Origin of the sequence: Promicromonospora sp. NFX87 (assembly GCF_048564965.1) — a bacterium.
Lineage (GTDB): Bacteria > Actinomycetota > Actinomycetes > Actinomycetales > Cellulomonadaceae > Promicromonospora.
Genome location: NZ_CP183413.1, coordinates 576,715 through 600,365 on the forward strand (window position 1 = coordinate 576,715; position 23,651 = coordinate 600,365).

Here is a 23,651-nt window from a genome sequence, read left to right on the forward strand (position 1 = left end):
CTCACTCCTGGACCCGGAAGTCGCTGACGGTCTGCACTGCCCGGTTCCAGGCGATCTCCGGGCCGCTGCTACCGGTATCGACTGCGGTCAGAGCGTTGCCCACCTCGTCGCGGAACGCGAAGTAGTACGGGCCCTTGTACGGGGCACCGTCGATGGACTGCGCCCGGGCCGTGAAGATCTTGCCCACCGGGGCGTTGTTGAAGAACTGGTTGGTATAGCCCTGGACGGTCTCGGAACTCTGCGCCTCGATCTGCGACGGGAACGCACCGGCGGTCGTGAAGGCCTGCGTCTGCTGCTCGGGAGCGGTGAGCCATGCGGCGAGCTCCTTCGCCTCCTCGGTGTACGCGCCGGCGGACGGCACCGCCAGGAACGAGCCGCCCCAGTTTCCGCCGCCGCCGGGGAAGACGTTGGCGACGTCCCAGCCCTGCACACCCGCGGAGTAGGACTCGATCGGGCCCATCATCCAGCCCGGGCACAGCATGGTCGCGAAGGCGTCCTCCTGGAAGCCTGCCGCCCACTCGGGTGACCACTGCACGAGGCCGGCCGAGAGCCCGTCGTCGATCGCCGAGGTGATCTGGTCGTAGACGGAGCGGACCTCATTGTTGGTCGAGAGGTCGGTGGGCAGCTCCGTCGCCGGGTCCTCGAACGCGGCGGGAAGCTGGTTGACCATGCCCTGGAACGTGCCGGTCGCGCCGTCGAACCAGGCGACGTCGGACTGCTGGGCGAACTGGCGGCCCACGTCGAAGTAGCGCTCCCAGGTCGCGTCCTTGCCGCCGAGGAGGTCGGCGACCTCTTCGCGGTCGGTCGGCAGGCCGGCCTCCTCGAACAGGTCTGCGCGGTAGCAGATGGCCTCGGGGCCGATGTCGGTGCCGTAGCCGAGGAGCTTGCCGTCCGGCGTAGTGGCCTGTGCCACCTTCCAGTCCACCCAGCGCTTGGTGACGTCGGGGTCCGTCAGGTCCTCGAAGAGCTCGGAGTGCTGCATCAGCTCCGGCATCCAGTCGACCTCGGCGGCCACGACGTCCGCGAGCTCGGCGCCGTCACCCGTCGTGAACGCCTTGAGCATCTGCAGACGGGCCTCGTCCGAGGTGGGGGCCACGATGTGCTCGATCGTGACGTTCGGGTGCTCCTTCGTGTACGCCGCGAGCAGCTCGTCGGTGTAGCCGAAGTTGTTGAACGTCGACACGGTCAGCGTGATCGGGGCATCCTCGTCGCCACCGTCGCCCGCCGGGCTCTGCCCCAGGAGCGAGCCGCAGGCGGTGAGGGGCAGGACGAAGGCCGTGAGCGCGGCGAGGACCACGCGTCGGGGGGCGACGGTCCGGCTTCGGACCGGTCCGTTTTTGCTGGGCACTGGTACTCCTCGTGATCGGGACTCGTGTGTGTCGGGGCTTGAAAGCGATATCAGAGCACAAAGTTGCCCACACCCGACACGAATGTTCGCTCAGGTTCTAGCATCCGCCGCCCGAAAAGGGCAGGGGTTGAGGCCATACTGCTGCATTGGGGTGCCCGGGACGACGACGCTGGACCAGGCACGGGTGGGCAAGAGTTCGCCCACGGTAGCGGTGCTCACCGCGACCGTGCGGAGGGCGCCCACGGTGGGGCGTCCGGAGCGGGACGGCTCAGGCCGTACCGGTGCGCTTGCCGGCGAGCCAGTCACGGCCGGCCTCCGCCTCGGTCTCGAGGGTCGTGCGGACCGCGCTGACCGCCGCCTCCTCGATCACCGAGCCGAAGAGCGGCACTGTCGCCCGCACGTCGCCCGCATAGACGAGACGCGTCCCGCCGTCGGGCAGCGCTGTGAGGGCTGCCGTCGCGGTGACCCGAACCGGCGCGCCCAGGATCTCGACGGCCACCGTGCCGGTGCGCCGGCCCTCGGAAGCCGCCTCCCAGGCCTCGGCCTGGCGGATCTCGAGATGGGCGCCCACGAACGGGCGTGCCTGCACGGGGATGATGTCGGTCGGCAGGGTGCGCCGCACCACCACCGTGAACCCGGTCGCCGCTGTGCCGGTGACGTCGGCCTGCTCGACCACGCCGTTCACGGATCCGGTGGAACGCTGGGCACGCCATCGCACGAACGACTCGTCGGCGAGCATCGTGGAGACGTCGTCGATGTTCGCGGGGAACGTCAGGTCCACTGTCAGGTGCACGGGCTTTTCCTCCTCGCGACGACGGGGCATGCCGGTGGTGGAACTCTAACCCGACACGTTGCGTGCGTCCGATACGCAGCGGTGACGTCGCGGCCGGAGGCGCGCACAGGGCCTGCCCCGGGTTGTGCACAGGGCCCGCACCGGGCAATGGGCGGTTCCGGCATAGGCTGGGGCGCGTGTCCGCGATGAGTGACCTGATCCTTGAGCACGCCGATCTCGAGCCCGCCGACGTCGAGTGGCTGCATCTGCTGGTCGGCGACTGGCAGGTGGTCTCTGACCTGGCGTTCGCGGACCTGGTGCTGTGGCTGCCCACCGACGACGGGCGGTTCGTCGCGATCGCGCAGTGCCGTCCCTCGACGGGCGCGACCGTGCACTACGACGACATCGTCGGCTCGTTCGCACCCGAGGGCCAGCGCCCGCAGCTCGCGAAGGCGATGGCCGAGGCCAAGGCGCAGCGGGCCAGGGAGCCGCGCTGGTTCGGCGCGTACGCGGTCCGCGAGGAGGCTGTCCCCGTCGTCCACAAGGACACGGCGATCGCGGTGATCGCGCGGCAGACGAACCTGGGCTCGGGCCGCACGCCGTCGCGCCTGGAGCTGAACTACGTCGAGGCCGCCGACGACCTCGTGGCGATGATCCCGCGCGGCGAGTTCCCGCTGCCGAACGCGGCGACCGGGTCGCGGCGCGGTGCGCCCCGAGTCGGCGACGGCCTGATCCGGCTGAACTCCGAGGGCGAGGTCCTGTACGCGAGCCCGAACGCCCTGTCGTGCTTCCACCGGCTCGGTGTCATCGGCCCGCTCGTGGGGCAGTCGCTCGTCGAGGTCACCGCCGACATGGTCGAGCAGCTCAAGCCCGTCGACGAGTCGCTGCCGCTCGTCGTGATGGGCCGTGCGCCGTGGCGCACGGACATCGAGGCGCACGGGGTGTCGCTGTCGCTGCGCGCGATGCCGCTGACGGACCGCGGCCAGCGCATCGGCGCCGTCCTGCTGTGCCGCGACGTGTCCGAGCTGCGGCGACGCGAGCGGGAGCTCATCACCAAGGACGCGACGATCCGCGAGATCCACCACCGGGTCAAGAACAACCTCCAGACGGTGTCGGCGCTGCTGCGCCTGCAGGCCCGGCGGATGGACGTGCCGGCCGCGAAGGAGGCGCTCGAGGAGGCCATGCGGCGCGTCTCGACCATCGCCCTGGTGCACGAGAGCCTCTCGCAGACGCTGGACGAGCAGGTAGAGCTCGACGACATGGTGGGCCGGGCGCTGCGCCTCACCGCCGACGTCGCCTCGGCCGGGACCTCGGTCCGTACGGTGCGCACCGGTTCGTTCGGCATGGTGCCCGCGCAGGACGCGACGCCGCTCGCGCTCGTGCTCACGGAGCTGGTCACCAACGCCGTGGAGCACGGGTTCGTCGGCCGCACGGTGGGCACCATCAACATCGGCGTGGAGCGGGAGAACTCGGCCCTGCGGGTCGTCGTGGCCGACGACGGCGTCGGGCTGTCGCAGAACGGCGAGGGCGGCGGAGGCCCTGGCAGCGGTCTGGGCACCCAGATCGTCCGCACGCTGGTCACCAACGAGCTCGGCGGCACCATCGAATGGTCGACCCGCGAGGGTGGCGGCACGCAGGTTGAACTGCAGCTCGTGCTGCGCGTGGCCGATTCGGCGCGGTCCTGAGCCCGGTGTCCTGAACATCGCGCCGCGACATTCGGCGTGCTGCATTCGGGCACAAAAAATTGGGCGCGCGGTTCACGCGCACCCTGGTACAGCCGAAAAGAAATGACGCGAGCCGCGCCCGAGCGAAGGGGGAGTGCTCAGGCGCGGCTCGCGGAGAAGCGTGGTGCGGAGGTCAGCCCGCGCGACGAGCGCGTGCGGTGCGACGCTTGAGCGCGCGGCGCTCGTCCTCGCTCATACCGCCCCAGACGCCGGCGTCCTGGCCGGACTCGATAGCCCACTTGAGGCAGGTATCGACGACGTCGCAACGGCGGCACACGGCCTTGGCCTCCTCGATCTGCAGCAGGGCGGGGCCCGTGTTACCGATCGGGAAAAACAGTTCGGGGTCCTCTTCGAGGCATGCTGCGCGGTGGCGCCAGTCCATGGTCACGTACTCCTTGGAAGGAACTACCCGCCGTCCGGCTCGCCAAGTGGGAGCATCGTCGTCGTGCGTCTGGGGCGCACAGGTCTGGTTGTGGACCGGATTCCGATCCCTGTGCGCCAGGCGACAACCGACGGGGGTTTGTTCGGGGTGTGGTGGCTTGCTGCGTCTAGGTTCACACGCTCGTGAACGCTCGCACAAGGGGTTACGGCGAAGTTTCTTCGCCGTGAACCCTGAGGTATCCGTCACACTATTGTGAATAAGCCGCTCACCAGTATCCTAGTCCGTCATGCCAGTACTGAAAGCCTTTTTCGCGCGCCGTGTCCCGGTGTTTCTTCGTGCCCTCGTGATCGGCGTCCTGATCGAGGTGATCGGCCTCGTTGCTTTCGCCGTGGTGTTACTTGGTGAACTCCTTACTGGCGGTTCCTCCTCACTCGGGGTGAGCCTCTTTCTGGTTTTCTTCCTCCTGGGTGTTGCCTGGGTTCTCGTTGTGTCCTGCCGCGCACTTCTTGCGGGACGTCGTTCAGGCCGCGGACCCGTCGTGACCTGGCAGCTCTTTCAGATCGTCGGTTCGGTCGCGGCGATCGGCAGCGGCACCGGGGTCTCCGTCCCGGGTGGATGGGTGGCGCTCACGATCGCTGTGGTAGTGGGCGGTCTGCTCATGACGCCCACCGTCGTCGAGGCGACGTCGGCGACCGGCTCCGAGGACTGATCTGCGGCTCCAGCACCTGGCAGAGCACCGGTTCGCCCCGGCCGCACCACGCCGCACGGCCCGGTGGGCCACCCGACCCGGCGAGCGCCACCGGCGCCCCGAGCACCACGTCGGCCGCGCGGTCGGTGCCGAGCAGCACCAGCCGCGGCCCGACCCGCGCCGACAGGCCGCCCACCGACGGGCTGTCGGTAGCGAGCGCGAACGCCACCGCTGACCGCAACGCCGCTGGTGGGAGGGTGCCGCGCACGTCCTCTGCCGCGTCGACGAGCACCAGCGTACGGTCCGGACCGGTCTGGGCGTCCGGCTCGGTGTTCGTGACGACGGCCGCGTCGGCGAGCATGCCCGCGACAGCCCTTGCGTCGTCCGGGCGGACGGTCCCTCCGTAGCCGGGAAACTGCTCGAGGGGCGCGAGCGAGCGCGGATCGCGTGCGATCCCTCGTACCGTCCAGCCCTGCCGGAGGGCGGCGACTGCGAGCGTGACCAGCGCCGTGGTTCGGCCTGAGCGTGCCCGTCCGACGACCGCCAGATGGCCGTCGCCCGGTTTCCACGTGACCGTCGTGCGACGCTGCCGGTCCGGGTCGTCGCCGAGGGCGAGGACGATCCCTGTCCGGTCGCGCCGCGTCGCCGGCGGCAGGTCCGAGACGGTGGCCCGGCGGGGGAGGTGCGGCAGCCACGGCGGTGCGCCCGGGACGTGGCCCAGCTCGTCCGCGGCGCGGCGGGCCGCGGCGACCACCAGGGCTGCGGCGTCGGGCCGTGCGGGATCTGGCCGTTCGGGATCTGGCCGGACAAGTTCCGGCCGTTCGGGATCCGGCCGCTCAGGATCCGGCCGGCCGAGGGGTGGCCGGTCCTGTGCGCTCCCGGGAGCCGCCGGCCAGGCCGGGGCGCGGCGCACCAGGGGGAGCTCCGCCTCGGGCGGTGCGGTGACGTGGGCGCACTGCAGCGTCACGGGCGGTGCGGATCCCAGGCGCAGCACCGCGCGGCCCGGTGCCGTGACCGGGATGCGGGCCGCGGCGGGATCGTCGAGCACGTCCCGCGACTCGAGGGGGTCGGTGACGCGGAGCGCGATCCGTGCGCTGACGTTGGCCCGCAGGTCCGGCCCGACGGCCCCACCCGGCCGCTGCGTCGCGAGCACCAGGTGCACACCGAGGGACCGCCCCTGTGCCGCGACGCGCAGCAGAGCCGGCAGGAACTCGGGCAGGTCGTCGGCCAGCGCGCGAAACTCGTCGATCACCACGACCAGCCGGGGCAGCACACCGGGCGGCAGGGCGGCGACGTCCGGCACGCCGTGGGCCGCGAGGACGCGCTCGCGACGGCGCAGCTCTGCCCGCAGCCCGGAGAGCGCCCGCGCCGCGAGCCCCGGTTCCAGGTCGGTGACCTGGCCGACGACGTGCGGCAGTCCCGGGCACGCGCCGAGGCTCGCTCCGCCCTTGAAGTCGACCAGCACGAGAACCAGGTCGGCAGGTGAGCGGGTCAGGGCGAGCCCGAGCACGAGGGTCTGGAGCAGCTCCGACTTGCCCGACCCGGTCGTGCCGGCGACGAGCAGGTGCGGTCCGTCACGGACCAGGTCGAGGCACACGGGTGCACCGTCGGCACCTGTGCCCAGCGGCACCGCCCAGCTGTCCGCGCTGCTCCAGAGCGTTGCGAGCGCCTGTGCTCCGGGCACCTCCGTGAGGCCGTGGGCCGCGGTCAGGGATACGACGGCGGGCAGCCGGGCGTCTTCCGCGTGTGCGCCGGGCGCGGTGCGGCCGAGCCGGGCGGCGCCCGCGAGGAGGCGGGCCAGGTGCTCGGCCCACTCGCTGGTGACGCCGACGAGCGGCACGGTGCGGGCTGTTCCGTCGGGTCCGGTGATCCGGACGCGGCGGGCGTCCAGCACGCTCGCCACGGCGCGGCAGCCGGGCGGTACGGCCCCGACGGACACCACGAGACGGTCGCCGGGGCCGGCAAGGGGGCCGAGGGTCGTCGCGGCAGCGCCGTCGGCGTCCAGGACGACGACGAGCGGCCCGCCCCGGGGGAGCCAGCGGGCCCAGGACCAGCCATGAGTGCCGGGGCCCACCCGTACCTCGGCTCCTCGTGCGGCACGGTCGGTGACGAGCGCACGGGCGACGGAGCGGGCCAGCTCCCGGGGTCCGAGCACGGCGACGGCGCCGTCGTGCAGCAGTCCCTCCCAGACGCCGTCGGACGGCGGGGGCAGGGGGCGTGCGGGTGTCGCGGAGGGAGGGGCCGAGGCGCCCGGCGTGCCGGGCGCGCGTGCGGTGGCGTGGGCAGCCAGCGCAGCCGCCCAGGCGCCCGGCGACACGTGGTGCGCGGCGTGCGCGAAGGCCAGGAGGCCGGCCGGCCCCGGCAGCTCCGGCGACCGGTTCCGCGGTGCGCCGTCGGCCATGGCCCGCTGCCGGGCGGCACGGAGCTGTGGAAGCGCCACAACCAGGCCCACCAGCGCAAACGCCGCCAGGAGCGGCTGGCGCAGCGCTACGGCGAGGCCCAGCGAAGCGGCCGCCGGGAGCAGCGTGAGCGTCCAGTGCACGCCGCTGTGCGGGGGCGTGGTGCGGGGCGCGAGGCACGCCGCTGGGCCGCGCGTCCTGCGGATCGCGAGGCGTCCGCCGTGCCGCATGCGGACCCACGTACGGAGCGCGGCCAGCGGTCCGTCGGCCCCGACCACCGTCCCGGCGTCGGGCCCGGTCACGCGGGCGACGAGCCAGGGCTGGGCCGCGGCGGACCGGAGACCTGGACCCGGTGCCGGCCCGGCCCCGCGCGGGCTCGGCCGCCGCGCCTTGAGCACCGCACCGGGCAGCAGGGGGCGCTCGCCGACCACCTGGTCGTCGGTCAGCGGTTCGTCGTCGACGGCGAACGTGGCGTACCGCAGCTCCGGACGCCGGACGAGCGTCGCGAGGGGCGCACGCAGGTCGGCCAGGCGGGTGCCGGGGCGCAGGAGGAGGTCCTCGCCGGGGTGCAGGGTCACGTGCACGGCGCCGTCGGACGACGGGGGTCGGGTCATGGACCCCAGCCTCGTCGTCCACGTGCCCGGATCGGGGCGGCTACAGGGGTTCCTGTGCACGATCCCGGTTTCCACAGGCCCGCCGTCGTGCTCGCTACGGCACAACCCCTGGGTGAGTGCCCCTACCCGGGGCAAGCCGGATGTACGACCAGGGGATGACACGGTCCGGGAAGGATCAGGCCGACGCCCGATGCCCAGACCGGTCCCGGCTCCGTAGGTTCGTATCCGCCGGCCGTACCGGGGTCAGACCCGGGAAGGCCGGACCACTTCCGGGCAGCGAACGGGGACCTCCCCGCACACGCACCGTCCGGCGCGGGCCGCCACCGGCGACCGCTCGCAGCGCAGCCCGCAGCACGACCCGCTCGCAGCAAGAAGCATCGACGACTCGAGGAGAAAACTCGTGGACACCACCGTGTACGTCCCGGCGGACCAGCCGGCTCCCATGCCGGGCAGCGCCGCCCGCGCCGTACGGGCCCGGAGCCTGACCAAGACCTATGGGAAGGGCGAGGCGACCGTGCGGGCTCTGGACGGGGTGGACGTCGACTTCGAGCAGGGCCGGTTCACGGCGATCATGGGCCCGTCGGGCTCGGGCAAGTCGACGCTGATGCACCTGCTGGCGGGTCTGGACTCCGCGACCAGCGGTCAGGCGTTCCTGGGGGAGACGGAGATCACGGGTCTGAACGACAAGGCGCTGACGAGGCTGCGCCGGGACCGGGTCGGGTTCGTGTTCCAGCAGTTCAACCTGCTGCCGATGTTCACGGCGGAGCAGAACATCACGCTCCCGGTCGAGCTCGCGGGCGGGAGCGTGGACCGGGCGTGGTTCGACACCCTGGTGGACACCCTGGGTCTGAAGGGCCGGTTGACGCACCGGCCGGGGGAGCTGTCCGGTGGGCAGCAGCAGCGTGTCGCGATCGCGCGTGCGCTGATCGCGCAGCCTGATGTGGTGTTCGCGGACGAGCCGACGGGGAACCTGGACTCGCGGTCCGGGGCGGAGGTCTTGTCGTTCCTGCGTCGTTCGGTGCGGGAGCTGGGTCGCACGATCATCATGGTCACGCACGACCCGTCGGCGGCCGCGTACGCGGATCGTGCGGTCCTGATCGCGGACGGGCGGATCGCGGGGGACATCAGTGACCCGACGCCTGACTCCGCGATGGCCGGGCTGGACGCGCTGCGGACCCTCGAACCCGCCGTCACCAGCCGTCCGGGCAGCACCACCAGTGCGGCAGGTGCCTGATGGCCGGCTCCATGCCCGCGACCCGCCTCACCCTGGGGCAGATGCGTCGTAGCGCGGGCCGGCTGGCGTCGGCAGGCGTCGCCATCGCCATCGGTACCGCCTTCGTCGCCGCCACGCTGCTGGCCGGCAACATCATCACCAGCACCACGTACGCCCAGGTCTCGGCGACCCTCGCCGACTCCGACCTGGTGGTCTTCGACGACGCCCAGTCCCTGACCGAGGCCGACGTCGAGGCCGTCCGAGGCGTCGAGGGCGTCGCAGCCGCCGACGCGCAGGAGACGTTCTACACGGAGCTCAACCACGGCGGGAGGTCGATCTTCCAGGGCGTGGTCGGTGCGGCGTCCGACCCGCGGCTCACGCCGCTCGAGGTGTCCGACGGCGAGTGGCCGGCGGCCGGCGACGAGATCGCGCTGCCCGAGGACGTGGCCGAACGGCTCGGCGTCGGCCTCGGTGACTCCGTCTCCTCCTCCCGTTGGGTGACGGACACCGAGCCGACGAAGCTCGAGGACGGTTCGGAGACCTACGAGGGTCACGAGGTCGTCGACAAGCTGACCGTCGTCGGCCTCGTCCAGGACCCCTACGACGCGTACAGCGCCATGGGCGGCGCCGCTGTCCTGAGCGCCCCGACGCTCGCGCAGTGGATCGCCGACGAGTCATCGCCGGACATGACGTCGGCCATCGGCACGATCGTCGTCGCGCTCGACGACCCCGCCGCCGTCGAGTCGGTGCGTGCCGCGCTGGCGGACGCCGTCCCCGCGGCCACCGACGTCACCACCACCGACGAGCACGCCGAGCAGATGGTGGCCGGCATGTCCGGTGGTCAGGACCTGGTCTTCCTGATCTTCGTCCTGACGTTCGCCGCCGTGGCGCTCGTCGTGGCGGGCCTCGTCATCGCGAATACCTTCCAGGTGCTCGTCGCGCAGCGTTCCCGCACCCTCGCGCTGCTGCGCTGCGTCGGTGCCGGCACCGGTCAGCTCTACCGCAGCGTCCTCCTGGAGGCGGCGATCCTCGGCACGCTGGCGTCCCTCGCGGGCATCGTCGTGGGTACGGCGCTGGTCCAGGCAGGCCTGATGATCGCACCGGCCTTCGACCTCGGCGTGCCGCTCCCGGAGACCGTCGACCTCAGCGCGCCCGTGTTCATCGCCCCGCTCGCGGTCGGCATCCTCGTCACGCTCACCGCCGCCCTCGCCCCGGCGCGTGCGGCCTCGCGGGTGGCGCCCCTGGCCGCGCTCCGGCCCGCCGACGCCCCGACCCTGGGCAAGGGCGCAGGGCGGGGCCGCGCGGTCCTCGCGACGATCATGTCCGTCGGCGGCTTCGCCTCGCTGGCCCTGGGGATCGTGCTGGGCCTGCAGGGACGCATCGACGTCGGCCTGCTGGCCGCCGTCGGCGGCGGGTCGATCTCCCTGATCGGCGTGATCATCGGCTCCGTGTTCTGGCTGCCGAAGGTCGCCGCGGGCATCGGCAGGCTCGTGGGTGCGGCAGGACCGTCGGCCCGGCTCGCGGCGGCCAACACGCTCCGCAACCCGCGCCGGACGGCGGCGACGTCCACCGCGCTGCTCATCGGAGTGACCCTCGTCGGCATGATGACGACGGGTGCCGCCAGCGCGCGCACCACCCTGGACAACGAGCTCGACGCCCAGTTCCCGGTCGACGTCGACGTCGCGAGCACCATCTACGACGGCGACCAGATGGCCGCCGTGCCCGGTGTGGTCGTCGACGTGGTCGACGGCGTCGACGGGCTGCGGTCGACCACGGCGGTCACCGACGCATCGGTCTCCACGGCCGACGAGCAGTGGCTCCCCACGCTCGCGGCGGCACCTGACCAGCTGCGCGACGTCGTCAACACGCCTGAGGACTTCGACGCGCTGCGGCCCGGGACGCTCGTCGTCCCGGACGGGGTGGCGAAGAACTACGGGCTCGAGGGCATGGACGAGATCGAGCTCACCGGCCCCGGCGGGAGGACGACCCTCGACATCGTCGGGGTGGACGCCCAGTACGCGTACGCGTTCCTCGTGCCGCAGGACCTCGCGGCCATCTATCCGGACCTCGAGCCCAACCGGGTGTGGGCGAGCGTCGCCGAGGGAGAGGACGTCACGGCCGTCGTCGCCTCGGTGCAGGACGCGGTGTCCACCACCGACGAGGTGGTGGAGGTGACCGGCGCGGTGGTCCAGCGGCAGAGCTACCAGCAGGTGATCGACGTGATCCTCGGCATCGTGGTGGGCCTGCTGGCAGTGGCGGTGGTGATCGCCCTGATCGGCGTCGCCAACACCCTGTCGCTGTCCGTCATCGAGCGCACCAAGGAGAACGCCATGCTCCGGGCCATCGGGCTCTCGAAGGCGCAGCTGCGGACCATGCTCGCCATCGAGGGGATGCTCATCGCCGGTGTGGGGGCGGCCCTGGGGGTGCTGCTCGGCGTCCTGTACGGCTGGGCCGGCGCCACCACCGCGCTCTCCTCGATGGGTGACGTGCCGCTCGTGATCCCGTGGGCCGATATCGCGATGGTGCTCGGCGTGGCCCTCGTGGCGGGGCTGCTCGCCTCCGTCGTGCCGGCGCGGGCCGCGGTCCGCACGCACCCGGTGGCGGCGCTCGCGGCGGAGTAGCCCGCCGGTCTTCCACCGGTCAGCACGCGGCAGCCCGAACGACGACTCGAGGGAGATCTCGTGGACACCATCGTGCACTTCTCGAGGAGCCGGCAGGGCTCCGCGTGCTGACCGCCGACCCCACCACCCGCCTTGCCCTGGGCCAGCTGCGGCGCAGCGTCCGCCGGCTCGCCGCGGCAGGCGTCGCCATAGTCGTCAGCACCGCGTTCGTGGCCGCGACGCTGCAGGCCGGGACCATCGTCACCCGCACAACGTACGACCAGGTGGCCGCGCAGTACGCCGACGCGGACCTCGTGGTCTTCGACCGCGACGGCACCATGACCTCCGCCGACACGGAGGCGGTCCGGGCAGTCGAGGGCGTGGCCGCGGCCGACGGGTTCCGCGGCGCCTACGCGGACCTCAGCCACGGCGGCCGGACGGTCCACCAGTCGCTCGTCGCCAACCCCTCCGACCCGCGGCTGTCGCCCCTGGTCCTGGCCGACGGCGCCTGGGCCGACCGCCCCGACCAGATAGTGCTCCCCGTGGACACCGCGAAGCTCTTCGGCGTCTCCGTGGGCGACACCATCGCGTCGACCCGCTGCCTGCGGGGCGGCGACCCCGCCGCCGACAAGGACGGCGCCGCGTGCTACGGCGGCCAGGAGGCCACCGAGCAGCTGACGGTGTCGGGCCTCGTCGACGATCCGCTGGACACCTACGCCGCGGGCGGCGGCGTCGCGGTCATCACCGCCGAGGCGCTGGAGAAGCGGATCGCCGCCGACGCGGGCGCGGCCGAGCCCCCGGGCATGAGGACGCTGGTCGTCGCACTGGACCGGCCCGGCGACGCAGCCGCCCTCGAGGCGGCGGAGAAGGCCCTCGCAGCCGCCGTCCCGTCCGCCACCGAGATCACCACGCCCGAGGAGCGCGCGGAGGACGTCGTCTCGGCGATCTCCGGCGGCCAGAACATCGTCTACCTCGTGTTCGCCCTGGCCCTCGCCGCCGTCTCCCTGGTGGTCGCGGGACTCGTCATCACGAACACGCTCCAGGTCCTCGTCGCGCGGCGGTCGCGCGACCTCGCGCTCCTGCGCTGCGTGGGGGCGAGCACCGGACAGGTCTACCGCGGCGTCCTGCTCGAGGCCGCGGTCCTCGGCGTGCTCGCCTCGGTCGCGGGTGTCGTCGTCGGATCCCTGCTCGTGCAGGTGGGGCTCATGGTCGCGCCGGGCTTCGACCTCGGCGTCGCGCTGCCGACGACCATCACCCCGAGCGTGCCCGCGCTCCTGGTACCCGTCGCGGCCGGTCTGCTGGTGACCCTTGCCGCCGCGCTCGCCCCGGCCCGGGCCGCAGCGCTCGTCGCCCCGCTCGCCGCCATGCGCCCCGCCGCCGCACCCGGCCGGTGCGGGCCCGCCCGCGGCAGGGCGGTGCTCGCCGTGCTCGCCACCGTCGGCGGGCTCGCGCTCCTGGCCTGGGGCGTGGCCCTCGGGATGTCCGGCAGCATCGACGTCGGACTGTTCGCGACGGTCCTCGGTGGCTCCCTGTCGCTGGTCGGCGTCATCGTCGGATCCGTCTTCTGGCTGCCCCGCGTCGCCGCCGCGTTCGGTCGCGTAGCGGGCGTCGGAGGACCGGCGGCACGCCTGGCGTCGGCCAACACCCTGCGCAACCCGCGCCGGACGGCGGCGACGTCCACCGCGCTGCTCATCGGCGTCGCCCTGGTCTCGATGATGACGACCGGTGCCGCGAGCGCCCGGGTCGCGATGGACGAGAAGCTGGACGAGCGCTTCCCCGTGGACCTCCAGGCCACGAGCACCACGTACGACGGGGACGGCTCCGCCGCGGCCGTCCCCGGAACGGTGCTCGACGCCCTGCGCGGCGCCGACGGGCTGCGCACCGTGATCGAGGTGACGGGGGTGTCCGCCGAGCGGGTGGGCGGGGGCCGGCCGGTCCAGCTCGCTGTCGTCGACCCGGAGGCGTTGCGGTCGGTCGCGAACACTCCGGTCGACGCGGACGCACTGCGGCCCGGCACCCTCGTGGTCCCTGAGCGGGCGGCCGAGCTGTACGGCCTGGCGGGCCTCGAGACGATAGAGCTCACCGGGCCCGACGGCGACCTGACGCTCGACGTGGTGCACAGCGACTCCCAGGCCGACCGTGCCTATCTGACGCCGCAGGACCTCGCCGCCTTCCACGCGGGCACGGCCGCCGGTGAGGTCTGGGCGAAGGTCGACGAGGGCCAGGACGCCACGGCCGTCGTCTCGGCGGTGCAGGAGGCGGTCTCGACCACCGGGGAGACCGTGCGGGTCGCCGGGATGTTCGTCGAGCAGGCGGCCTACCAGAGAATCGTCGACATGATCCTCGGCATAGTGGTGGGGCTCCTCTCCGTCGCCGTGGTCATCGCCCTCGTCGGCGTGGCCAATACCCTCTCGCTGTCCGTCATGGACCGCACCAGGGAGAACGCCGTGCTCCGGGCGATCGGGCTCTCGAAGGCACAGCTCCGGGCCACGCTCGCCGTCGAGGGCATGGTCATCGCCGCGGTGGGCGCGGTGCTCGGCGTGGCGCTCGGCCTCCTGTACGGCTGGGCCGGCGCCACCACGGCGCTGTCCGCCCTCGGCAGCGTGCCGCTGGTCGTCCCGTGGACCGAGATCTGGCTGGTGCTCGCCATCGCGGTGGTCGCCGGGCTGGTCGCCTCGGTGCTGCCCGCGCGGGCCGCCGTCCGTACCCATCCGCTGGCGGCGCTCGCGGCGGCGTGAGAGGTGCGGCGGATCAGGAGCCGGGGCGGACCAGACCGGTCTCGTAGGCGGTGACCACCGCCTGCACGCGGTCGCGGGCGTCGAGCTTCGACAGGATGCGCCCCACGTGCGTCTTGACCGTCGCCTCGGCGACGAACAGGTCGCCGGCGATCTCCGTGTTGGAACGTCCCCGGGCCATGAGCACGAGCACCTCGCGCTCGCGGGTCGTCAGCGCGGCGAGGGCCTCCTGCGGGCCCGCCGCCTCTTCCGGCGGCAGCGTCGTGACCAGGCGCTCCATGAGCCGCCGGGTGGACGACGGCGCGATCACCGCGTCCCCCTGGTGCACCGTCCGGATCGCCGTCAGCAGCTCCTCCGGCTGCGCGTCCTTGAGCAGGAAGCCGCTGGCCCCGGCCCGGATGGCGTCGAGCACGTACTCGTCCAGGTCGAACGTCGTGAGCACCACGACCCGGGGGTCGCCCGCCGCGGCGGCGGCGCCGTCGGCCAGGAGGGCCCGGGTGGCGGACAGGCCGTCCATCCCGGGCATGCGCACGTCCATCAGCACGACGTCGGTCGCGGTGGTCGCCAGCCGGTGCAGCGCGTCGCGCCCGTCGTCGGCCTCGACCACCACCTGCAGGTCGGGCTGGGAGTCGATGACCATGCGCAGGCCCGCGCGGACCAGTGGCTGGTCGTCGACGAGCGCGACCCGTACGGGCCGGGCGGGTTCGTCGGGGGTGTAGGTCATCGTGCTCCTCGTGCGTCGTCAGGTGCGTCGTCAGGTGTGTCGTGCTGGACCGCGTGCTCGGCACGCGGGATGGGGATGACGAACCGCACCGAGAACCCGCCGCCACGGCGCGGGCCGGCGGAGAGCGTGCCGCCGAACATCTCGGCGCGCTCGCGCATCCCGAGCAGGCCGTACCCGGCGGTGGGCGGTGGTTCGTCGGGACCGGGGGAGCCGTCGGCCGCCAGACCGCGGCCGTCGTCGTCCACCCGCAGCTCCACCTCGTCCTCGCCCCAGCGCAGCAGGACCGTGACGGCGGGCCGCGGGCCCGCGTGCTTGCGCACGTTGGTGAGCGACTCCTGGCACACCCGGAACAGGGTGAGGCCCACACCGGGCGGCAGGCGTCGCTCGACGCCCACCCGGGCGAACGAGACCCGCAGGCCGTCGTCGCGGGCCTGGTCGACCAGGCCCGCGATGTCGCCGGTATCGGGCTGGGGCTGCAAGGGGGCGGCGCCGCCCGACGACGGTGGCGCCGCGGGCAGGGCGCTTCCCGGTCCGCCCGTGCCGCTCCCTACGCCCTGAGGGGCCGCGCCGGCGGGCGTCCCGGAACCCGGCGCGCGCCCGAGCGCTGCCGCGTCCGGCGCCATCAGGCCCAGTGGCGTGCCGACGCTGGGCTGGTCCTGCCGCAGCACCCCGAGCAGCCGCCGCATGTCGGCGAGGGCAGCACGGCCCGTCTCGGCGATGGTGCCGAGGGAGCGCGCGGCGGCGGCGGGGTCGGCGGCCGCGGCGTACCGCCCGCCGTCGGCCTGCGCGATGATCACCGACAGGGAGTGGGCGACGATGTCGTGCATCTCGCGGGCGATGCGCGACCGCTCGGCCGCCGTGGCGATCTGGGCCTGCTGGTCCCGCTCGATCTCGAGGCGCTCGGCGCGGTCACGCATCGCGGTGATCATCGCCCGCCGCGAACGGCGCACCAGGCCGAACGCGAACGAGCAGCCGAGCAGGGCCAGAGACAGGACGATCATCGGTGTGATCGACAGCAGCGAGCCGGCGCCGTTGTAGAGCCACAGCGAGGTACCGACGGTGATCGACCCGACCACCGCCATCCCGCAGGCCATCCGGTACGCCCAGCGCGGTCCGTACACCGTCACGCAGTACATCGACACGAGCACCGCCAGGTCGGCCGGGAGCAGCAACGGGGTGCCCAGGACCGTGATCTGCAGCATGCACACCACGAACATCGCGATGCACGACGCCACGGGCCGCATACGGCACCAGGGGAGCGGTGCGAGGACCGCGGCGGAGAGGAGCACGGCCTGGCCGCCGCCGAGGCTGAACGTGCTCGGGGACGACGCGGCCAGGGTCAGTGCGAACAGCGCCGCCAGCAGCGTCCAGGAGAGGTCGACGAGGAACCGATAACGCTCCGCCCACTGCGCCCACCGCTCGTACCAACCCATGCAGGTCAGAGTAGGTCGAACCGTTGCGGTGGCGCGTCATACCGTGGTAGCACTTGCGCCATGGCTCGCTCTACCGAAAGGATTCGGTAGTACGGCCGTCCCGTGTGTGCCCGGGTAGCGCCAGAGCGTCGGTTATGCCCTACGATGGCGAAATGACTCACGTACTCCTAGCCGAGGACGACCCGGCCATTGCCGAGCCGTTGGCACGAGCGCTCTCCCGTGAGGGATACGACGTCGTCGTGCAAGGAACCGGCAAAGGTGCGATCGAGAGCTCGACCGGTGCGGACATCGTAGTTCTGGACCTGGGCCTTCCGGACATGGACGGGCTCGATGTCGCGCGCGAGATCAGGGCCAATGGCCTCACCGTGCCCGTGCTGGTGCTGACCGCCCGTGCCGACGAGGTAGACCTCGTCGTGGGCCTTGACGCCGGCGCCGACGACTACGTCACCAAGCCCTTCCGGCTGGCCGAGCTGCTGGCGCGGGTGCGGGCTCTCCTGCGCCGCTCGCACGGCGAGACCGGCGAGGAGGAGGAGCTGCACGCGCAGGACGTCCGCGTCGACGTCTCCGCGCACCGTGCCTTCCAGGGTGACCGCGAGCTGCACCTGACCACCAAGGAGTTCGACCTGCTGCGCGTCCTCGTGCAGAACGCCGGCTCCGTGGTCGTCCGGGACACGCTCATGCGGGACGTCTGGGGCTCGGACCCGGTCGGCTCGACCAAGACGCTGGACATGCACGTCTCCTGGCTGCGTCGCAAGCTCGGCGACGACGCCAACGCACCGCGCTACGTCTCGACCGTGCGCGGTCTCGGTTTCCGCTTCGAGATCGGGGCGAGCTAGCCAGATGCGCGCCCGCGTGCTGCAGGCGACGATCGCCGCGGTTGCGGTCGCCGTCCTGCTCCTGGGCATCCCGCTCGCGATCTTCGGTGCCCGGTACATCTACGGCCAAGAGGTCCAGCGGGTCGAGACCCGGGTGCAGGACCTCCTGTCCTCTTCCGTCAACTCCTACGAACGCAACCGTTCGGCCGCGGAGACCGGCTTCGTCGACCAGTCGGTCCTCGACCGGGCCGTGCAACCGCAGGACACGGACATCGTCGCCTACGTGACGGTGAACCAGCCCGACGGGAAGCAGCTCGTCGCCGGCGAGCCCGTCTCCGGCGCCACCATCGAGCTGGGTTCCATCTCCAACTCGCAACCGGTGATGGGCGTGCTGGTCTCCGTCTCGGCCTGGCCTGCGTACATCAAGGCGATCAACGTCGTGGTGCTCGTCGTGTTCGGCAGCGTGGGCGCCTTCGCCGCCGGCGCAGTCACGGCGGCCTGGCAGGCGAACCGGCTCGCGCAACCCTTTGTGTATCTGGCGGCCTCGGCCGAACAGCTCGGCGCGGGACAGGTGCGGCCACGGCTGGACCCGTCCGGCGTGGAGGAGATCGACCTGGTCGCGGCCGAGCTGGCCCGGAGCTCCGACCGGCTCGCGGCGCGGCTCGCCGTGGAGAGACAGTTCACGTCGGACGCCTCCCACCAGCTCCGCACGCCGCTCACGGCGCTCACCATGCGCCTGGAGGAGATCACGTTCACCTCCACCGAGCCGGACGTGCAGGAGGAGGCCCGGATCTCGCTCGAGCAGGTGGAGCGGCTGGTCGGCGTCGTCGACGATCTCCTCTCCCGCTCGCGGCGCGCCCAGGGCGGCACCACGGAGTCCGTGGACGTCGCCGTCGTCTTCCTCCAGCAGGAGGAGGAGTGGCGCGAGTCCTTCGAACGGGCGGGCCGGCACCTGAACGTCGAGGACTCGGGCGGTGCCCGCGTCCTGGCCACGCCCGGTGCGCTCGCCCAGGTGCTGTCCACGCTGCTGGAGAACTCGCTCAAGCACGGCGACGGCACCACCACCCTGCGGATCCGCGAGGGTCAGCGGGGCGCCATGGCCATCGAGGTCACGGACGAGGGTGCCGGCGTGCCCGAGGACATGCAGGGCAAGATCTTCGAGCGCGGTGTCACGCTGGGCGCCGGGACGGGCCTCGGGCTCGCGCTGGCCAAGGACCTGGTCGCCGCGGACGGCGGAAACCTCCAGCTCACCCAGCGCACCCCGCCGGTGTTCTCGGTGTTCCTGTCGGGTGTGCCCAAGACGCTCGACCCGCACCAGGTGCTGCCGGTGGGGTCGAAGATCTCGAGCTTCGGCCAGAAGAAGGGCCGCGGCCGCCGGTAGGCTTCACTCACGTGAGCGCAACACTCGATTCCCTCCCGGCCGACCGGCCGTCTTCCTCCGGCAAGTTCTCTGCCGAGCCGTCCGGCACCGCCCCGTCTCCATCGGGACCACCCGTCGTAGCGGTGGTCGGCGGCGGGCAGCTCGCCCGGATGATGGCCCCGGCCGCCGGCGAGCTGGGCATCCACCTGCGGGTCCTGGTGGAGGAGCCCGGGTCGTCCGCGGCGCAGGTCGTGACGGACACACCGGTGGGTGCGGCCTCGGACGAGGCGGCGATCCGTTCGCTCATCGCGCCCTCCGACGGCGCTGCCGCATCGGTGCTGACGTTCGAGCACGAGCACGTGCCGAACGCCCTGCTCACCGACCTCATCGAGCACGGGACGCCGGTGCGCCCCGGCCCGCACGCGCTGGTGCAGGCGCAGGACAAGATAGTGATGCGGCGGCGGCTCACGGAGCTCGGCGTGCCGTGCCCGCGGTGGGCGCCGCTGCCGTCGTCGTCCCCCGAGGAGGGGCGGGCCGCCCTGGCGGCCTTCCTGACGGAGGCGGGCGGCGAGGCCGTCGTCAAGACCTCCCGCGGCGGTTACGACGGCAAGGGCGTCCGCGTGGTCTCGTCCCCGGACGACGTCGCCGACTGGTTCGCCGCGGTGGCCGACGGCGGGCCGCAGCTCCTCGTCGAGGAGAAGGTGCCGTTCACGCGCGAGCTGGCCGCGCTGGTGGCGCGGCGGCCGTCCGGCGAGGTGCGGGCATGGCCCGTGGTGGAGTCGGTGCAGCGCGACGGCGTGTGCTCCGAGGTGATCGCCCCCGCGCCGGGCCTGTCCGCGGAGCTCGACGTCCGCGCGCGCGAGATCGCGACGACGGTTGCCGAGGGGCTCGACGTGACCGGCGTGCTGGCGGTCGAGATGTTCGAGGTCACCGGGCCGGACGGAACGCCGACGGTGCTCGTCAACGAGCTCGCCATGCGCCCGCACAACAGCGGCCACTGGACCATCGACGGCGCCGTGACCAGCCAGTTCGAGCAGCACCTGCGCGCCGTCCTGGACCTGCCGCTCGGCGCCACCGAGCCGGTCGCCACGTGGACGGTCATGGCGAACGTGCTCGGCTCCACGCTGGACGAGCTCACGGACGCGCTGCCGGAGCTGCTCGCGGCCTTCCCGGAGGCGCGCGTGAACCTGTACGGCAAGGGCATCCGGCCGGGCCGGAAGCTCGGCCACGTGAACGTGAGCGGCGACGACCTGGACGAGGTCCGGCGTCGGGCGATCACGGCGGCGGCACTGCTGCGCGGCGACAACACCGAGGAAGAGGCGAACGCATGAGCACCACTCCGCAGGTCGGCATACAGGTCGGCATCGTGATGGGGTCGGACTCCGACTGGCCCGTCATGGAGGCAGCCGCCGAGGCGCTGCGCGAGTTCGAGGTGCCGGTAGAGGTCGACGTCGTCTCCGCGCACCGCATGCCCACCGAGATGATCGACTACGGGCGCCAGGCCGCGGGCCGCGGGCTGCGCGTGATCATCGCGGGCGCCGGCGGCGCCGCGCACCTGCCGGGCATGCTCGCTTCGGTGACGCCGCTGCCCGTGATCGGGGTGCCGGTGCCGCTCAAGTACCTGGACGGCATGGACTCGCTGCTGTCGATAGTGCAGATGCCCGCAGGCGTGCCCGTCGCGACGGTGTCGATCGGCGGGGCGCGGAACGCGGGGCTGCTCGCGGCGCGCATCCTCGCCTCGGGCGAGGGCCCCGCCGCGGCGGCCCTGCGGGAGCGCATGGAGGCGTTCCAGGCCGAGCTGAGCGAGGTCGCGCACGCCAAGGGCGCGAAGCTCCGCGCCCAGCTCTGACCCAACCCGCCGAGGTAGAACTGCAGCGAGATAGAACCAGGGCGAAGTAGAACCAGGGCGAGATAGCACCAGGGCGAGACAGCACCGGAACCTCCGGTTCTATCTCGCCCTGGTTCTACTTCGCTGCGGTTCTACTTCGCCCTGGTTCTATCTCGGCGGAGGGGTTACTTCGGCATGCCGCCGACCTCTTGGCCTGGCTCGTACTCGCCGTCGCGGATCTTGGCCCAGAACTCGGGGGTCTGGTTGTCGTCGAGCAGCACCGCCGAGGCGCCGGACGGGGTGCGGAAGCCGATCGACGCGATCGGCGGGGTGCCGGTCACGCCCTCGTCGCCGTTCGCGGTACGGAACGCGAGCCCCATTATGGCGATGTCGATGATGCCCGAGTCGGTGTCGGTCACGAGGGCCGAGAGCCCGGCGTCGGCGATCCCGACCTGCATGGCCGGGTTGACCAGGACCGCCGGGTCCGCGACCTTCTTGCCGATCTGGGCGATGACCTGCTGCTGGCGCTGCCCACGGCCGATGTCGCCCGTCGGGTCGGCGTACCGCATCCGCGAGAACGCGAGTGCCGTCTTGCCGTCCGCGACGTGGCAGCCGGCCTTCCACTTGAGCTTCGACTTCACGTCGTGCACGTCGTAGTCCAGGCAGAGCCGCACGCCGCCGACGGCGTCCACGACGCCCTCGACGCCGCCGAAGCCGACCTCGACGTAGTGGTCCACGGTGAGCCCGCTGAGCGTCTCGACCGTCTTGACCAGCATCGGCGCGCCTCCGTAGGAGTACGCGGCGTTGATCTTGTTGCTGCCCGAGCCGTCGGGCATGACCGCCCATGTGTCACGCGGGATCGAGATGAGGGCTACCGGCCCCGACGACGGCTTGTGCAGCAGCATGATCGTGTCGGTCCGCGCGCCCGAGGTGGAGTCGTTGATGCCGCCGCTGCCGCGCGCGTCGGAGCCCGCGAGCAGATACGTCGTGCCCGGGGTGTTCGATGCGCCGGACAGCGCCTCGACGTGCTGGATCTTGCCGTTGGCCCAGATCAGGAGCCCGACCGGCCAGGCGATGATCGCGAGCAGCACCAGCACCGCGATGACGCCGGCCACGCGGCCCTTGCGGATGCGGATGTTGCTGCCGCCGCGCCCGCCACGTCCGCCGGAGGCGAGAGCGCCGGCGGGGTAACCACTACCACCACGACCGCCGCCGGCCGGGGGACGCGGCGCGCTGCGCACCGGCGTCGGACGCACGGGGCCCGCGCTCGCCCGGACCGGGCGGCCCGGCGGGATCGCCTGCGGTGGCTGGCCACCGGCGCGCGGCGCGGAACGCGGCGGGATGGAGCGTGGCGCCCCGCCCGACTCGTTGCGCGCCGGCATCCCCGACCTCCGTGGGACGGGCGGGGGATTGTTGCTCTGGCCGGACACCGGTACCTCCCGAGAAGACTGTCTGCGTATGCGTGGTTCGCTGCGGGCCCCGTCGGAGGAGCCCTCCGGCCGTCCGATACGGTGCGCGCCGCCGACGCCGGGAACCCCGACACCCGGCGTCTCCGCGTTGGCGGGCCCGCCCTGCTCAGGGCTCGACGCCACGCCCGGCAGGGTACGCGGTCTCTCACCGGTGTCACCCACCGGGATGGCATCGTCGGCGCCCGGCCGCCCGCTCACGCCCTGCGGCGTGAAGCTGGGCGGTATCCGGACGCGCGTCACGTCGTCGTCGGCGCCTGGCGCCGATCGGTTCGACGTTCTGGGATCTGACATGGCTAGCCGCAGACCTTGGTGGTGTCGGCGCCGGTGAAAGCTTCTTCACCGGCCTGCTTGATCTCTGTCGAGCTGGGAGAGGGCGAGCTGGGAGAGGACGAGTCAGGAGTGGGCTCGGAAGAGCCTTCCGTGCTCGCGTCGTCGCCCGGAGCGGACGGCGACGCGTCGGCGGACGGCGACGCGTCGGCCGACGGCGCGTCCGGGTCGAAGTCGAGAGGCCTGTCGTGCTTGACGTTGTCCCACAGCTGTACGGCCTCGTCGGTCCAGATCACGTTCGCCGTCTGTACCGGGTCGTACTCGTTGGGGACAGTCATGAAGGTGATCGTGTCAGGCCGTACGTTGCGCATGGAGTAAGCCAGTCCGGCGAGTCCGTCGATGCTGGCGAGCTCCTCGTTCATGGTGAGGGACCGGGTCACCGCCTTGAGGAAGTTGAGCGACTTCGCGGGGTTCGTCAGAACCTCCTGGCTCAGCACCTTGCGGGCGAGCGAGGCCATGACCTCCTGCTGCCTGCCGATCCGGCCCAGGTCCGAGCCGTCGCCCAGTCCGTCACCCTTGCGGGCGCGGGCGTAGTCGAGAGCCTTGACGCCCTTGAGCGTGTGCGCACCCGCGTCGAGCGACAGGTGGTTCGCGTCCTCGGAGTAGATCGGCTCCTCGACGCAGACCTCGACGCCGCCGACGGCGTCGACCATCGACGAGAACCCGGCGAAGTCGACGACGATGAAGCCGTTCATGAACACGCCGGTCAGCTTCTCGACGGTCTTGACCGTGCACAGGGCGCCGTCGGCGACGGTCCCGCCGGCCACGACGCCCTGGGAGAACGCGGCGTTGAACTTGGTGCTGTAGAGCTCGGCGGTCGTCGCGCCGTCCTCGGTGGTGCAGCTCGGGACGTCCACCGTCGAGTCGCGGGGGATCGAGATCATCTCGATCCGCGACCGGTCGCCCGAGATGTGCATGACGACGGTGGTGTCCGACCGAGCGCCGGCGTCCTCGCCGCCCGCCAGGTCGCGGTTGTCCCCGCCGCGTGAGTCGCTGCCCATGATGACGATGTTCATCGGGGTGCCCGCGTTCGGATCCTCCGGCAGCACCACCTTGGGCCGGTCAGGTCCGAGGACCGTCATCTGGGCGGTCTCGATGTTCCCGGTCAGCTGGGTCACCGCCGCCACGCCGCCCGCCGTCGCGAGCGCAACCGCCGCGACGACCACCATCACCACCGTCCGGGCCGCGCCGCTCATCCCCTTCGGCGTACGGGCATGGGA

17 protein-coding genes are annotated in these 23,651 nt (G+C 72.5%); 9 read left to right on the forward strand and 8 right to left on the reverse strand.

Translation table 11 applies throughout. The features are described from left to right. Window position 1: 1 nt before the first annotated feature. Entirely contained in the window at window positions 2-1,348 is a 1,347-nt protein-coding gene (locus ACNYC2_RS02750; protein WP_419705579.1) for an ABC transporter substrate-binding protein, read from the reverse strand. 268 nt (window positions 1,349-1,616) lie between these two features. Beyond that, the gene (locus ACNYC2_RS02755) at window positions 1,617-2,141 is read right to left on the reverse strand and encodes a DUF2505 domain-containing protein (protein ID WP_377141075.1); all 525 of its coding nucleotides are present in this window, start codon (window positions 2,139-2,141) and stop codon (window positions 1,617-1,619) included. A 185-nt stretch (window positions 2,142-2,326) separates the two neighbouring features. On the opposite strand from ACNYC2_RS02755, the gene ACNYC2_RS02760 reads away from it, so the two are divergent. After that, entirely contained in the window at window positions 2,327-3,805 is a 1,479-nt protein-coding gene (locus ACNYC2_RS02760) for a sensor histidine kinase (RefSeq protein WP_419707759.1), read from the forward strand. A 172-nt stretch (window positions 3,806-3,977) separates the two neighbouring features. Here ACNYC2_RS02760 and ACNYC2_RS02765 read toward each other — a convergent pair whose 3' ends face one another. Next, window positions 3,978-4,226, reverse strand: coding sequence for a WhiB family transcriptional regulator (locus tag ACNYC2_RS02765; protein WP_026365970.1), 249 nt, complete (start codon window positions 4,224-4,226; stop codon window positions 3,978-3,980). A 286-nt stretch (window positions 4,227-4,512) separates the two neighbouring features. Here ACNYC2_RS02765 and ACNYC2_RS02770 point away from each other — a divergent pair, with 286 nt between their 5' ends. Then, window positions 4,513-4,935: a hypothetical protein gene (locus ACNYC2_RS02770; protein ID WP_419705580.1), complete on the forward strand. Its 423-nt coding sequence runs from the start codon at window positions 4,513-4,515 to the stop codon at window positions 4,933-4,935. Here the strand turns inward: ACNYC2_RS02770 and ACNYC2_RS02775 are convergent. Next, window positions 4,883-7,927: an FtsK/SpoIIIE domain-containing protein gene (locus tag ACNYC2_RS02775; protein WP_419705581.1), complete on the reverse strand. Its 3,045-nt coding sequence runs from the start codon at window positions 7,925-7,927 to the stop codon at window positions 4,883-4,885. The two genes, ACNYC2_RS02770 and ACNYC2_RS02775, sit on opposite strands and share 53 nt — an antisense overlap. A gap of 400 nt (window positions 7,928-8,327) precedes the next feature. Here ACNYC2_RS02775 and ACNYC2_RS02780 point away from each other — a divergent pair, with 400 nt between their 5' ends. From ACNYC2_RS02780 to ACNYC2_RS02790, 3 genes are all read left to right on the forward strand, one after another. After that, window positions 8,328-9,161, forward strand: a complete 834-nt coding sequence (locus ACNYC2_RS02780; protein ID WP_419705582.1) for an ABC transporter ATP-binding protein — start codon at window positions 8,328-8,330, stop codon at window positions 9,159-9,161. Beyond that, window positions 9,161-11,761 (forward strand): ABC transporter permease, encoded by a 2,601-nt coding sequence (locus ACNYC2_RS02785; protein ID WP_419705583.1) that lies wholly within the window; start codon window positions 9,161-9,163, stop codon window positions 11,759-11,761. The genes ACNYC2_RS02780 and ACNYC2_RS02785 overlap by 1 nt, the downstream gene beginning before the upstream one ends. Window positions 11,762-11,865: 104 nt before the next feature. Next, window positions 11,866-14,478 (forward strand): ABC transporter permease, encoded by a 2,613-nt coding sequence (locus ACNYC2_RS02790; protein WP_419705584.1) that lies wholly within the window; start codon window positions 11,866-11,868, stop codon window positions 14,476-14,478. A 13-nt stretch (window positions 14,479-14,491) separates the two neighbouring features. Here ACNYC2_RS02790 and ACNYC2_RS02795 read toward each other — a convergent pair whose 3' ends face one another. Beyond that, complete coding sequence (locus ACNYC2_RS02795; RefSeq protein WP_419705585.1) at window positions 14,492-15,199, reverse strand: response regulator; 708 nt, start codon at window positions 15,197-15,199, stop codon at window positions 14,492-14,494. Continuing rightward, window positions 15,196-16,632: a sensor histidine kinase gene (locus ACNYC2_RS02800; RefSeq protein ID WP_419705586.1), complete on the reverse strand. Its 1,437-nt coding sequence runs from the start codon at window positions 16,630-16,632 to the stop codon at window positions 15,196-15,198. Before ACNYC2_RS02800 ends, ACNYC2_RS02795 begins: the two co-directional genes overlap by 4 nt. A 152-nt stretch (window positions 16,633-16,784) precedes the next feature. Between ACNYC2_RS02800 and ACNYC2_RS02805 the strand changes: the two genes are divergently transcribed. The 4 genes from ACNYC2_RS02805 (at window position 16,785) to purE (ending at window position 20,656) form a co-directional block, all read left to right on the forward strand. Further along, window positions 16,785-17,468 (forward strand): response regulator transcription factor, encoded by a 684-nt coding sequence (locus ACNYC2_RS02805; RefSeq protein WP_026366105.1) that lies wholly within the window; start codon window positions 16,785-16,787, stop codon window positions 17,466-17,468. Window positions 17,469-17,472: 4 nt separating this feature from the next. Then, window positions 17,473-18,828: a sensor histidine kinase gene (locus ACNYC2_RS02810; RefSeq protein ID WP_419705587.1), complete on the forward strand. Its 1,356-nt coding sequence runs from the start codon at window positions 17,473-17,475 to the stop codon at window positions 18,826-18,828. Between the two features lie 149 nt (window positions 18,829-18,977). Continuing rightward, entirely contained in the window at window positions 18,978-20,138 is a 1,161-nt protein-coding gene (locus tag ACNYC2_RS02815) for a 5-(carboxyamino)imidazole ribonucleotide synthase (RefSeq protein ID WP_419707760.1), read from the forward strand. After that, the gene (gene purE, locus ACNYC2_RS02820; RefSeq protein ID WP_419705588.1) at window positions 20,135-20,656 is read left to right on the forward strand and encodes a 5-(carboxyamino)imidazole ribonucleotide mutase; all 522 of its coding nucleotides are present in this window, start codon (window positions 20,135-20,137) and stop codon (window positions 20,654-20,656) included. The genes ACNYC2_RS02815 and purE overlap by 4 nt, the downstream gene beginning before the upstream one ends. A 164-nt stretch (window positions 20,657-20,820) precedes the next feature. Here purE and ACNYC2_RS02825 read toward each other — a convergent pair whose 3' ends face one another. After that, the gene (locus ACNYC2_RS02825; RefSeq protein ID WP_419705589.1) at window positions 20,821-22,017 is read right to left on the reverse strand and encodes an LCP family protein; all 1,197 of its coding nucleotides are present in this window, start codon (window positions 22,015-22,017) and stop codon (window positions 20,821-20,823) included. 380 nt (window positions 22,018-22,397) lie between these two features. Then, a complete protein-coding gene (locus tag ACNYC2_RS02830) occupies window positions 22,398-23,627 on the reverse strand; it encodes an LCP family protein (RefSeq protein ID WP_419705590.1) in 1,230 nt (409 codons plus the stop codon). Between the last annotated feature and the right edge of the window lie 24 nt (window positions 23,628-23,651).

Excerpts from the sequence above, each read along its gene's own strand:
- ACNYC2_RS02760 (WP_419707759.1), top strand. The coding sequence starts at position 2,327 with ATGAGTGACCTGATCCTTGAGCACGCCGATCTCGAGCCCGCCGACGTC.
- ACNYC2_RS02765 (WP_026365970.1), bottom strand. The coding sequence starts at position 4,226 with ATGGACTGGCGCCACCGCGCAGCATGCCTCGAAGAGGACCCCGAACTG.
- ACNYC2_RS02770 (WP_419705580.1), top strand. The coding sequence starts at position 4,513 with ATGCCAGTACTGAAAGCCTTTTTCGCGCGCCGTGTCCCGGTGTTTCTT.
- ACNYC2_RS02775 (WP_419705581.1), bottom strand. The coding sequence starts at position 7,927 with ATGACCCGACCCCCGTCGTCCGACGGCGCCGTGCACGTGACCCTGCAC.
- ACNYC2_RS02785 (WP_419705583.1), top strand. The coding sequence starts at position 9,161 with ATGGCCGGCTCCATGCCCGCGACCCGCCTCACCCTGGGGCAGATGCGT.
- ACNYC2_RS02795 (WP_419705585.1), bottom strand. The coding sequence starts at position 15,199 with ATGACCTACACCCCCGACGAACCCGCCCGGCCCGTACGGGTCGCGCTC.
- ACNYC2_RS02800 (WP_419705586.1), bottom strand. The coding sequence starts at position 16,632 with ATGGGTTGGTACGAGCGGTGGGCGCAGTGGGCGGAGCGTTATCGGTTC.
- ACNYC2_RS02805 (WP_026366105.1), top strand. The coding sequence starts at position 16,785 with ATGACTCACGTACTCCTAGCCGAGGACGACCCGGCCATTGCCGAGCCG.
- ACNYC2_RS02810 (WP_419705587.1), top strand. The coding sequence starts at position 17,473 with ATGCGCGCCCGCGTGCTGCAGGCGACGATCGCCGCGGTTGCGGTCGCC.
- ACNYC2_RS02815 (WP_419707760.1), top strand. The coding sequence starts at position 18,978 with ATGATGGCCCCGGCCGCCGGCGAGCTGGGCATCCACCTGCGGGTCCTG.
- purE (WP_419705588.1), top strand. The coding sequence starts at position 20,135 with ATGAGCACCACTCCGCAGGTCGGCATACAGGTCGGCATCGTGATGGGG.
- ACNYC2_RS02825 (WP_419705589.1), bottom strand. The coding sequence starts at position 22,017 with ATGCCGGCGCGCAACGAGTCGGGCGGGGCGCCACGCTCCATCCCGCCG.
- ACNYC2_RS02830 (WP_419705590.1), bottom strand. The coding sequence starts at position 23,627 with ATGAGCGGCGCGGCCCGGACGGTGGTGATGGTGGTCGTCGCGGCGGTT.